This window comes from Psychrobacter sp. NPDC077938 (assembly GCF_044542635.1).
Classification (GTDB): domain Bacteria; phylum Pseudomonadota; class Gammaproteobacteria; order Pseudomonadales; family Moraxellaceae; genus Psychrobacter.
In genome coordinates this window covers 102,712-114,798 of the sequence record NZ_JBITUW010000002.1, presented here as the reverse complement: position 1 = coordinate 114,798, position 12,087 = coordinate 102,712, and the positions used below count along the sequence as shown (strand labels likewise).

General features: G+C 42.6%; 9 protein-coding genes. 2 read left to right on the top strand and 7 right to left on the bottom strand.

Features of this window, described 5'->3' with window-relative positions:
- Positions 1-3: 3 nt before the first annotated feature.
- Entirely contained in the window at positions 4-792 is a 789-nt protein-coding gene (locus ACIGBM_RS04025; RefSeq protein WP_397476842.1) for a peptidoglycan DD-metalloendopeptidase family protein, read from the bottom strand.
- A 135-nt stretch (positions 793-927) separates the two neighbouring features.
- Positions 928-1,746 carry a 5'/3'-nucleotidase SurE gene (gene surE, locus ACIGBM_RS04020; protein WP_397476841.1) on the bottom strand — a complete coding sequence of 273 codons (819 nt, stop codon included), beginning with the start codon at positions 1,744-1,746 and terminating at the stop codon, positions 928-930.
- Between the two features lie 539 nt (positions 1,747-2,285).
- Between surE and ACIGBM_RS04015 the strand changes: the two genes are divergently transcribed.
- Positions 2,286-2,720: an MCR_0457 family protein gene (locus tag ACIGBM_RS04015; protein WP_057759051.1), complete on the top strand. Its 435-nt coding sequence runs from the start codon at positions 2,286-2,288 to the stop codon at positions 2,718-2,720.
- Between the two features lie 504 nt (positions 2,721-3,224).
- The gene (locus ACIGBM_RS04010) at positions 3,225-4,391 is read left to right on the top strand and encodes a D-alanyl-D-alanine carboxypeptidase family protein (protein WP_397476840.1); all 1,167 of its coding nucleotides are present in this window, start codon (positions 3,225-3,227) and stop codon (positions 4,389-4,391) included.
- Between the two features lie 185 nt (positions 4,392-4,576).
- Here ACIGBM_RS04010 and ACIGBM_RS04005 read toward each other — a convergent pair whose 3' ends face one another.
- From ACIGBM_RS04005 to hisS, 5 genes are all read right to left on the bottom strand, one after another.
- Positions 4,577-6,547, bottom strand: coding sequence for a sensor histidine kinase (locus tag ACIGBM_RS04005; RefSeq protein WP_397476839.1), 1,971 nt, complete (start codon positions 6,545-6,547; stop codon positions 4,577-4,579).
- A 205-nt stretch (positions 6,548-6,752) separates the two neighbouring features.
- Positions 6,753-8,174, bottom strand: a complete 1,422-nt coding sequence (gene der, locus ACIGBM_RS04000) for a ribosome biogenesis GTPase Der (RefSeq protein ID WP_057759046.1) — start codon at positions 8,172-8,174, stop codon at positions 6,753-6,755.
- A 393-nt stretch (positions 8,175-8,567) separates the two neighbouring features.
- A complete protein-coding gene (gene bamB, locus ACIGBM_RS03995; protein ID WP_397476838.1) occupies positions 8,568-9,776 on the bottom strand; it encodes an outer membrane protein assembly factor BamB in 1,209 nt (402 codons plus the stop codon).
- Positions 9,777-9,902: 126 nt separating this feature from the next.
- Entirely contained in the window at positions 9,903-10,697 is a 795-nt protein-coding gene (locus tag ACIGBM_RS03990) for a tetratricopeptide repeat protein (RefSeq protein ID WP_101206211.1), read from the bottom strand.
- Between the two features lie 69 nt (positions 10,698-10,766).
- Positions 10,767-12,056 carry a histidine--tRNA ligase gene (gene hisS / locus ACIGBM_RS03985; RefSeq protein WP_160021592.1) on the bottom strand — a complete coding sequence of 430 codons (1,290 nt, stop codon included), beginning with the start codon at positions 12,054-12,056 and terminating at the stop codon, positions 10,767-10,769.
- Positions 12,057-12,087: the final 31 nt, after the last annotated feature.

The following is a 12,087-nucleotide window of genomic DNA, read 5'->3' as shown; positions in this document are numbered from 1 at the left end:
AGTCTAACGCCCAAGTACGCTACGTGGGTCAATAGGATTACCATTTAAGCGAACCTGAAACTCTAAGCCTACCTCATTGGTCTGACCACTGCTGCCCATACTGGCAATACGTTGACCACGCTGTACTGTATCGCCCTCTTGCACCAATAATTGGCTATTGTGCGCGTAGGCTGTGATGTAGTTATCACTATGACGAATCATAATTAGATTGCCATACTCTGGCAGACCGTTGCCTGAGTAAAGCACAGTTCCTGATTGGCTGGCAAGTACTGGATCACCAACCTTGCCTGCAAACCACATTCCCATATTGCCTGCAGCAGGATCAATGTTACGAGTTACTGGATTACGCGTAGGATAATCATAACCAGAAGTCGAGTTGGCAGTGGCTTCATAAGCTGGGGTTTGAGATTGGGTCACAGGTGGCGTATAAGTTGGCTGCGTTTGAACTGGGGCACTGTAGCTATTGTTACTTGCAGTGGTTGCCGCATTGCCTTGCCATAGCTTGAGCCATTGGCCACTATAGATGGTGTATTTACTATCTAGATTGTTCATCGCTCCGATTTGGCGGTAGTTCAGACGATAGCGCGCTGCAATCTGGCTGACCGTATCGCCGCGTTGTACACGGTGATAGTTAGGGACGCCTTGCGCGTTAGTAATAATCTTAGGACCTGCTTGGTTTGCTGATTGATAGGTAGGCTTCGTTGCACAGCCGACGACAGTTAGAGTAGCGACTGCCATAGTACCAATCAACGCGGCTTTAACAAGGTGCGATCCAGCTATGATTTTTTTCATACAAGGTTCCTATTCTTTGTGTTGCTCATTCATTGTTTAATCATTCAAAAGCGCTTGATATCATACAAGAGTCTTCTGATATTCTCATAACACGTCAGTGTTTAATAAGCCGGTATGGATTATATCTTATAGAATTTATAGCGCGAGTGTTGATAATCTATCCAGCGCTGCCGTTGGCGTATGATGTAGGCGTACTGGTGATAAACTGACATACCCTGCCGTTACGGCTTGATAATCTGTCATCATATCCTGCTTTGCTTGTACCGCATCGATTGACATCTCTGATGGTCGCACATTTTTACCTTTGCGTAGAGACAACCAATACGCATCTCGGCCGCGTGGATCTATCATATGGCGTACTGGCTGAGCAGCCTGCTTATGTCCTAACGAGGTTATTTTTCGACCCTTGATATCATCGGCATGCTGCACATCAGGAATATTAACGTTTAATACATGATAGGGCAAACTTTTGAGCATCTCTAAAATCGAAGTCTCAGTAAGCAGTTTGACGATTTCATGTGCGGCCACTTGATAATCAATGGCTGATTCTTGCCCGCCGTTTTTGACACCCCCGCCTACCAAAGACGTTGCTATAGCAGGGGTACCAGATAGTTGCGCAGTCAATGCAGCACCAAACGTACCAGAGAACATCACATCCTGTCCAAGGTTAGCCCCTGAGTTAATTCCTGTAATCACGCAGTCAAAGTCACTATCACGATATAACTCATGCAGGGCCAAATAAACACAGTCAGCTGGTGAGCCATTTACCGCTATAAATCCAGAAGGCAGCTGATGCGTATGCAGTGGTCTTGAGACACTCAGCGCGCTGGCATAGCCGCTTTGTTCATCGTTCGGGGCGACGACCACCACTTCACCAATAGTCGATAATGCCTGAGATAGTGCCAATAATCCTGGCGCATACACACCGTCATCGTTACTAATTAAAAATCTCATTTCTGCTCAGTATATGGTTAATATTTTATTGCCGATTTTTCTACAGCTCTATTTGATAATTCTGCTATCGTGCCATATCTGTTCAAGATAGCCATCAAAGAACGATGCTCATATTTAAAATGAAAACATGATACTCTAATTCTCCAATAACATGACGTCTCAGTCTAACGAAAAAGTATCGTTTTGATAGCATGGGCGATTATAACTGAATAATATAAAGACACGAACCCTGTCTTTAGCAAAGTATCATGCTCTTCTTATGCTGATAATTATACGATGAAAGTAGCGTAACAAGATCTGTATCAAACGAATAACAACTAGTAGATTAAGCATCGCGTTACAATAAGCAACACCCCACAACAATACAAACCGATGTACTGATACTGAAGTAACGTCATTAGGGTATGCTACTGATATGTTGCTAAAAAATGGTTTTGGCTCACAAGATATCTACACATAAATCAATATTTTATGTGACTTTTGTTTTTTTACCGATTAACATATGACCATTAAATAAAGACGAGCGAGTGTAATACTGAATGAATAAACAATCGATATTATCTATAGCTTCTGTGATAGCAAATACTGCCTCAAAAGTTGGGATTGCAGGACTGATAACGTCTGTTGCTATGCTGTCTCAAGCTTCTAATGCTGCGAATAACTCTGGCACTACCATTCCGCTAGACATGTCTGGCATCAACATCACTAAGCACGAAATTGCGGTGATGCAGGTACTATCAGAGATATGCCCACCAATGCTAAATGGTAAACAAAAACAGCGGTTCTATAAGTCGTACACTGTACAGCTGCATGAGCTAATGCCTTCTCTAGAAGATCCAAAAGCGGCTATTCAATACCTATCTACACAGCAAGACTATCGCCAGATACTACAAGGTATCCGTAGTTGGACGATGGGATTCTCAAAGCAAGAAAACAAAGCACTATGTGAAGATTTGGCAAACGCGGACTATTAGACAACTAGCTAGCTAGTTTGATTCAGCGACTAGCGTCTTCTGCTTAACTTGTTAATAATATTGGTATCAATGATAATAAAATAAAAGCTATGTACTCTTTATAACATCGGTTAAGCAAAGTTTATCAACTGATTGTTTAGATATCTGTAGCATCAAAGCTTGCTGTCACTTTACTTGTTATTCACAAGCAGTGCAGCAGGCTTTTTTGTGAGCGTTAAATTTTTATTACAGAGACTGGTCAGATGATAGTCAGAACAAATATATGATAGGCCTTCATTTTTCTTTTCAAACTTGCCTTATTTTTGCATTTATCGATTCCCCATCGGTAGTCATTTTGCTAAGATAAGGCGTTAATTTTATGTCTATTGTGTAGGCGTTACTATTTTCGTCGATACATTATTTTAAACACTGCATTTAAGACATGCTGCTTAAAATAATGTATGGAAATAGGTACAAAACATAAGCGATAGATACATTTGGTTCCATGATGCGGTGTAATGATATATGACAGTAAAGCGTGTAAAAAATCAGCTGGTACAGCTGGTAGTTGGTGTAAGTATCTCGATGAGTGCAGTAGTGGCAAACGCAGCCATTCAACCACCTGAAATGGACAATACTGCCTATGTGTTGATGGACTATAACACTGGCGAAATCTTGGCTCAAAAGAACGCCAATGAGGCGCTGCCGCCAGCATCTCTGACTAAGATGATGACCAGTTATATCATTGAGCAACGCTTAGCATCAGGCGACCTGAAAGAAGATGAACAGGTATTGATGAGTCCAAATGCATGGTGCCGTGGTAGCAGCAGCCAATCTTGTATGTATGTGCCTGTGAACAAAACTGCCAGCGTCATCGATATGCTACGCGGTATTATCATTCAGTCAGGTAATGATGCATCAAAAGCCATGGCTGAACATATTGCTGGCAGTGAAGCCTCGTTTGCAATCTTGATGAACGAACAAGCGCAAAAAATTGGCATGGAGAACTCTAACTTTGTCAATGCTACTGGTATGCCTGATGAAGGTCATTTAGCGTCTGCTTTAGATTTGTCTAAACTCGCTCGCGCTATTATCAAAAACAGCGGCGACTACTATAGTATCTACGCAGAAAAAGAGTTCACTTATAACGGTATTACCCAAGGTAACCGTAATGCTCTGCTGATTACTGACCCAACCGTTGATGGCCTAAAAACGGGCCACACTGATGCGGCAGGCTACTGCTTAGTAGCATCAAGCAACCGTGAAGGCATGCGTCTAATCTCTGTCATTATGGGTACCAAGAGCCAACAGGCTCGCGCTGATCAGTCACGCGAACTACTTAACTGGGGTTTCGGTCACTTTACAACGGTTACTAAAGCACCTACTGGACAGTTCGTTAGCAAGCTTCCAGTATGGTTTGGAGAAGCTGACGAGGTAGAGCTAGCAACTGGCGACAACTTGCAAATCCTAACCAGCAAAACCCAGAAAAACAAAATCACTACAGTGGTCGATATTCCTGAGAGCTTAGAAGCACCGATCAAAAAAGGTCAGGAAGTTGGTAAAATGATGGCTGTAATCGATGGTAAAGCGGTAGCCTCAGTTCCTATCATCGCAACTAATGATATTGAACAGTCAGGCTTTATGAGCCGTACGTGGGAACATATCGTACGCTGGGTAAAGAATCTTCTCTAAGAGAAACCTTTAAAAAACAATTCTAGCTAAAAACTGTTTAAAAAAAGACGCCTCAAAATGGGCGTCTTTTTTGTTTTTATGCCTACTTTATTTTAAAAGTGCTTCGATATTGAAAAGTAGAAAATATAAAAAATGCTACCTAATAAAATGAACCTAACTAGGAACACGGATTTGGTAGAACAGCTCTACGTCCAAACCAACCATTGTTTTAATAAGTCGCTTAACGCTTTGTCCTTATAAGTAGCAATATGACAATAATCAATGCCAGCTGCTTTTAAACCATACTCAAAGCTGCCTACATAGCGCGCCCGATGCTGCGGATACCAATATACTAATAACGCACGATGCTCGCTCTTACTACCCTCGTCGCTTTCATACTGACGGATACGTTTGGCTAGCATCGCAGCTTTTTCTGGGAAAACATCTTCAGCAAACATTACCATGTCAACTTTCTGCTTACGCATCTCCTCTATGACGAGTTGGTTACCTTGGCGACAAATAATCGTAGCACCTAGGTATTCCAATTCCTCTAACAAGGAACCTGTCTCATGATAGTAATAATAAATAATCGTCAGGCCAGACAATAAGCGCTGCTGTTTTGATTGCTGTTGATTGGGCATCGCTATGGTCAGCGTGAACTGTGTACCTACGCCAAGCACACTATCGACATCAATAGTAGCACCCATAAGCTGTGCCATTTGTCTAACGATAGGTAAGCCAACCCCTGAGCCTTCGTACTGGCGAGTTTGCGAAGAATCCACCTGAAAGAACGGATTAAATATATCGTCTAGATGCTCATTATCGATACCAATACCCGTATCTTTCACGCTAATTTGCCAGCGATTACTCTTATTAAAATGTGTCAGTTGCGACGTAATCGTAACTTTTCCGACAGGCGTAAACTTAATCGCATTATTGAGCAGTATCGATAGTATCTGATGTATTTTTTCTGAATCACCGTATAGGCTATAGTCTATATGATGAATATTACTGATCAGCTCTAATCCTTTCTGCGTGGCCGTATTTTCAAACTTAGATAACAGATCAGCGATTAGCTGTAATGGGTTAAACTCATTTTTATGAATTCTTATCTGGCCTTTTTGGATCTGGTTCAGCTGTATAATATGATCTAACGACAATACCAATTTATCACTACCACTACTGATAATCTCTACCGCGTCTTTTTGCTCTCTGTTTAGCGCCTCATGATCCAATAGTTGTAAACCACCTACAATTGCATTCAATGACGTTTTTAATTCATGAGAAATCATGCTTTGAAAATTATGCAACTGCACATCAAGTGACATATCTTTATTGTGCAATTGCTGTTCAAAGGCCGCAAGGGTTTCATAACCTTGCCTCGCTTCTTGTAAACGATTGAATAACACAATTAATGCTTTTTTGATTTGGGTCAGTTCTTGGAAATTGAATTGTTGCGGGATGACTGGCAGTTGCTCTAGATTTGCGTTGTCTATGACAATGTCACAAACATCGGTCAATGTTTCGATATCTCTGACTGGCCAATTAAGCTTCCTAAAAATGTATAAGGCAAACATAACAATCAGTACCACTGTTGTTAGCCATAACCACAGGATATTTTGGAACCAATGTAAACGTAGCAACTCTACGTCCATCGTAATATTAATATAACCAATCAATGTGCTATTTTCGGTAACTGTATCAGTCGCCTCATCTGGCGCTGACGATTCGCTCATAATGTTTGATAAAGTCAATGCTAACTGTTGATTGGAATCGGACTTATTGGACGCGATACTACTGGCATCAAGGTCTTTACTAATCACTGGATAGTTGAAACTAACCGTATGCGCAAATAAAGCATTTTTCCAATCAGCAAGCGACTGGTCTATATCTTCAATTGGCTCAGAGGTGGAATAGAAAACAATACTCTGAATAGTCGGCTCATTCTCTAACAAGATATTGACTTGTTCAGCCACAACATCTGCCCCATCTGCAGTCGATGCGCTAGTCGTTAGTAGCGATGCCAATTGTTGAATATGCTGTTCTTTTTCTTGATAGTGATGCACTAAACCATAAAGAAAAGGCAATAAAAAACCTGCCAGTACTGCCAATACGACAGCTTGTATGACAGAACGCCAGATAAGTACGGGAATGGTTTGAAACGAACGGTTGTTCATATCACTCTACTGAGTCGCGTGCAGCTTTCATTTATAGTACAGGTATTTTAAAGATGTGATAAGTAAAACATTTGAGTATTTTTTGAAACTAAGATAGCTATTTATAAGCCCAAACTATAGCGTATTAATAGAAAAATGTCATCGCGCTATTAAACGCGATGACATTAATCATAAAGCTAAAGATATAAAGCCTAAAATATGAGGATTAACGAGGCTTTTTATCTTTGGTAGTAAATTTCTGTGACCTATTACGCTCACGCTGACGCAATTGCTGGGCTTTTGCCTTAGTCGGCGTGTCGCTCTTATTCGCATATGGGTTATCGTTCTGCTTCAAGATAACGTTAAGCGGTGTGCCTTCTAGCTTAAACACTTGACGGAATTGGTTCTCTAGATAACGTTGATAGCTCTTGGGAAGCGCACTGGTTTGGTTACCATGAATAACAATAACGGGTGGATTGTGGCCACCAATATGCGCATAACGTAACTTGATACGACGACCAGCAACGGTCGGTGGCGGATTGGCCGTTACCGCATCTTGTAAAATCTGAGTCAAACGGTTGGTCGATACTTCAAACATCGAAGATTTATACGCACGTAAAATAGACGGATACAAATTGCCAACGCCTGTACCATGCAATGCTGAAATCAAATGTATTTTTACATAAGGAATAAAGCTAAAACGGCGATCCATCTCAAGCTTGATATAGTCTCTTTGATCTTGCGTTAGACCATCCCATTTATTGATTGCAACGACCAACGCTCGTCCGGCGTCAAGCGCATAACCAATCATATGCAAATCTTGATCTACAATACCTTCGTGAGCATCAATGACAATCACAGTTACGTTAGAATCTTCAATAGCTTGCAAGGTCTTGATGACAGAGAATTTTTCTACTTTTTCATCGATTTTACCACGGCGACGTACACCAGCAGTGTCGATCAAGACATAGTCGCGACCTTCACGCTGATAAGGAATATAAATACTATCGCGCGTCGTGCCTGGCATATCGAATACCACTACTCGATCTTCGCCAAGCAGGCGGTTTACGAGCGTCGATTTACCAACGTTTGGACGACCGATAATAGCAAGCTTTAAGCCTCTTGGCTCTACTATGTTTTCTTGCTCAGGCATATCAGCTGTTAGCACTTCAAGCAAATTGCCGACACCGCGACCATGACTGGCTGCCATCGGATACGGTTCGCCCAATCCTAGTGCATAAAACTCGGCAGGTGCTGCATCATGTACGCCATCGACTTTATTGGCAACAACATAGACAGGCTTGCCTAACGTATGCAAAAACTTACCAATTTCAGCATCTGCGCCAATCATACCGGCACGAGCGTCAACGACAAATACAATAATATCTGCTTCATGGATCGCTGTATGCGACTGCTCAGACATATAGTCATCGATATTGCCGCTACCGTCGTCAGCTTCACCGATACCACCCGTATCTACAACGATAAAAGATTTGTCTTCATAAGTTGCATCACCGTACTGACGGTCACGAGTCAATCCTGAAAGGTCAGCGACCAATGCCTGCCGACTTTTTGTGAACTGATTAAATAAGGTGGATTTACCGACGTTTGGACGACCAATTAAGGCGACCACAGGCTTGATACTCATGGGTTACTCTCAGTGAAAGGCACAATGACGGGCAGTACAGTTATTCTTATAACCAGTGACATAACAATAGTAATAGATATGCTGCAATTGACCGTGAATTAAAATGAATGATAGAACAATAGCAAAAATAATAGATGGCTATTTTACGATTAAAAATAGTATATAGGATGGCTTCATTATACCTATTATACATAAATAAATAGTCTATATGGATAGCACATCGGTCGCATAGAGTACGCGAAAGCCTGTGTTTAAACAAGCAATTTACACAAGGCACTAAACGCTGACTAAGCAGCGTTTGTGTTTTATAAATGATAATCAAGAATAGGCTTAAGGGCTATAGTGAAATATTACACTTCATTAATTATCTATAAGCACCTATCTATATAGTTATTAGCGCACTAACTGCCAGATAGCAACTTGTCCTGACGTACTTTGAGTCATTAAACGGCTACCTTGGACTTGCAAGTTGGTCAACGCACCTTTTGTCTCTACACGACTAACGATGCTGCCCGTAGCAGGGTCAAACAAATGCACTACGCCATCAAAATCACCAATGGCGATATAGTTGCCAATCATCACAGGATTGGTAAGGTCACGATAAGCCAATTCGTCACTTTCCCACAGCGTCTCGCCACTGTTGCGATCATAAGCAACTACTTTGCCATCTAGACTGGTAGCGATGACTTGCTGAGTATTTACCGCCAGTGATTTGAGACTCGCAATTTCATTGACGAACATCACCTGACGTGAGGCCAAATCAATACCTAATAGCTGACCACTATAGCTGATCGCAAACAACTGATTTTTATCTACGATAGGTTTGCCATCGACATCACTCATGCGCTCAACTTCACTACTACCAGCGCCTACGCCAACACGTCTTGACCATAGCGGAAGACCGTTATCGACAGTAATTGCGTGCAAACGACCATCAGCTGTCGCCAAAAGTGCCGTCTCATTGTCTAATAAAGTTGGCGCAGCGCTACCGCGAACGCTGATAGCAGGTACTTGAGTTGCGAACTGCCATACTGACTGTCCAGTTTGCAGCGACAGACCGTGTAAGAAACCATCATTTGCTGATAATACCACACGGTTATTGGTAATCAGTGCTGGTGTCAAAACCGAACCTGATAACTGCTGCTGCCAACGCTTTGCACCAGTCGTGCTATCGAACGCCATAACCTTGCCACCACGAGTACTAACGATAGCTGTCTGGCTCAATGCATCTACTGCAACACCGCTGGTGATTTGGTCATCAACATTGATTGACCATATGCGCTCGCCTGCACTATTGAACCCTGACAGTTCACCACCGCGTGATGCAGTAACGATTTGACCATTAGCATAGCCAACTTGCAAATCTAGTGGATCTTTTTTACTGGCTTTTTTGTTGCCAACATCGGTACTGAAAACAGGCTGTAGTACGCTAATCGGCTGAGCGATTTGTACCAATTTTACTGGATCATTAACCACAGGCTTAATACCGCGATTACATCCAATTACTGCCGTGCTCATTACTGCCAGTACGGCCACATGCATGACTGTCTTTTTGATAGTCTTGGTATTTAACATTTTGCTAGAGCGAATAGATTGAGTCATTGTATGTTCTCACTACAGATAAATTATTATTAATTGGTAAATTGGCCAACCGCAAATTAGTAATCATTAGGTTATATTAAAAAAGAGCTTTGGATGATTACCAACTCTCAATACTATCCTACTGACTTATTGCCCTGCTTCGGCAGCGACTTCATTCGAGGTATCCATCACTAGCGACGGCTCAGGAGCAGATGGCTCTTGAATAAGACTGGTTTGCTCAGCAATCGGCTCAGCCGTGATACCTAAGCTTTCCATCTTTAATGCCAATACTGCACGCGTTTCTTGACGGCTACGTAATAGCTCCCACGCATTGCTATAAGATTTAATCGCTGAATCTTTATTGTCTTGTGCTAAGTAAATATCCCCTAGTAGCTCCTGCTGACTTGCTTCAAACGAGCTTGGCATGTCATTGTTTGCTTCTGACAGTGCAGCATCTGTATCGCCTGCAGCCAACAGCGTTTTTGCATAGCGTAAACGAGTAATCGCTTCTAGACCGGCATCACCCAAATCGATGGCCAATGCTTTTTTGAATGTCTCAGTCGCTGCTGCAAAGTCATCATTGTCTACTTGTTGACGTGCTTTTATCATTAGCGCTTGCCATGCATAAACTGACTCACCGTGCGTACTGACCAAAGTATCAATATCTTTGTCTAGTTGGCTACGACTTTGGGTAAGTGCTTCTTGAGCCTCTGCCTCCAAATCTGGGTTTTGCGAGGCCAGTTTGACCTCTTCGTTTAGCTGCTGAATATCAGCATATTGATCGGCGGCGACGGTATCTACTCGCGCATGATTGTTTTGCCAGTATGTCCAACCAAAGTAGGCGGCCAGTGCTAACAAAATCGCAGTGACGATATAACTACCATATTGCTTTAACGCTTGCATGGAGTTATCTGCATTCGGCGAATTAGGTGTCAGAGCCATATATATTTACCTGATAAAATTTACATTAAATTGCTGGTGCGACAAACAAATCTGATTAGTCAAAGTCGATTAGCGACGAGAAAAGTTATCTTTATTTGATAGCCAATCTTGTGCGACCGTCTTTTGCTCACCTGTCTGCATATCTTTAATACTAATCGTATTATCATCCAGCTCTTGCTGTGCGATGATGACTGTCAATGCCGCGCCTGACTTGTCCGCCTTCTTCATTTGCGCTTTTAGACTCGTGGCACTGGCCATCTTTACTCGTACATCTGGACGACTGTGACGCAAGTTCTGTGCATAGCTTATACCAGCACTATACACCTCAGGATGGGCCACCACGAATACATCACAAGCAGGTATGTCAGCAATCGGCGCAACCGCTTCTATGAGTAGCAATAAACGCTCAAGCCCCATTGCAAAACCAACACCAGGCTCAGATTTGACTGGTTTACTGCCATCTGTACCGATTGATTTTAATTGCCCGACTAGCCCATCATAACGACCACCCGCACAAACGGTAGCTTGGCTTCCAAGCTTATCCGTTACCCACTCAAATACCGTTTTATTGTAATAATCAAGGCCACGTACTAAGTGCGGATTGATTTCAAAATCGATATTGAGCGCAGTCAGATAGGCTTTGACCTGCTCAAAATGTGCCACACTCTCTTCACCCAAGAAGTCAGCAAGCTTTGGCGCATCTGCCAATACTGCTTGCGTGCTCGCCTCTTTACTATCCAAGATACGTAAAGGATTAGTCGTTAGACGACGTTTGCTGTCTTCGTCTAGCTGGTCTTTTTTATCAGTTAAATAGGTAACCAATGCTTCGCGATAAGCATAGCGCTCATCAAGCTCACCCAAACTGTTTAGTTGCAAACGCATCTCATTGTTGAGGCCTAGCTCTTTCCACATCAGATGAGTCATGGCAATCAGCTCAGCATCAGCATCCGGTAGTGCGCTACCGAAGCTCTCAACACCTAACTGATGAAACTGGCGATAGCGGCCTTTTTGCGGACGCTCGTAGCGGAACATCGGACCGATGTACCAAAGCTTGGGCGTATCACCACGTAGCAAGTTGTGCTCGATAACTGCGCGTACTGCTCCAGCTGTGCCTTCAGGACGTAGCGCTAACGGCGTTGGCGGCTCAGATTTATCAGTAAAGCTGTACATCTCTTTTTCGACGATGTCAGTCGCGCCGCCAATAGCACGCGCAAACAGATCCGTTTGTTCAACGATTGGCAAGCGAATATGCTCGTAACCGTACCTACCAAGTACATCAGCCAATATCGCTTCTAAATGCAACCACTTTGCTGATTGGTCAGGCAAAATATCATTAAAACCTTTGATAGCTTTGATCATGGTACGGTCGTATCCTTAAATATTTAACAGG

What these genes read in the sequence shown, in the direction of transcription:
- bamB (WP_397476838.1), bottom strand. Translation starts at nt 9,776, where the DNA reads ATGACTCAATCTATTCGCTCTAGCAAAATGTTAAATACCAAGACTATC.
- ACIGBM_RS04025 (WP_397476842.1), bottom strand. Translation starts at nt 792, where the DNA reads ATGAAAAAAATCATAGCTGGATCGCACCTTGTTAAAGCCGCGTTGATT.
- hisS (WP_160021592.1), bottom strand. Translation starts at nt 12,056, where the DNA reads ATGATCAAAGCTATCAAAGGTTTTAATGATATTTTGCCTGACCAATCA.
- ACIGBM_RS04010 (WP_397476840.1), top strand. Translation starts at nt 3,225, where the DNA reads ATGACAGTAAAGCGTGTAAAAAATCAGCTGGTACAGCTGGTAGTTGGT.
- ACIGBM_RS04005 (WP_397476839.1), bottom strand. Translation starts at nt 6,547, where the DNA reads ATGAACAACCGTTCGTTTCAAACCATTCCCGTACTTATCTGGCGTTCT.
- der (WP_057759046.1), bottom strand. Translation starts at nt 8,174, where the DNA reads ATGAGTATCAAGCCTGTGGTCGCCTTAATTGGTCGTCCAAACGTCGGT.
- ACIGBM_RS04015 (WP_057759051.1), top strand. Translation starts at nt 2,286, where the DNA reads ATGAATAAACAATCGATATTATCTATAGCTTCTGTGATAGCAAATACT.
- ACIGBM_RS03990 (WP_101206211.1), bottom strand. Translation starts at nt 10,697, where the DNA reads ATGGCTCTGACACCTAATTCGCCGAATGCAGATAACTCCATGCAAGCG.
- surE (WP_397476841.1), bottom strand. Translation starts at nt 1,746, where the DNA reads ATGAGATTTTTAATTAGTAACGATGACGGTGTGTATGCGCCAGGATTA.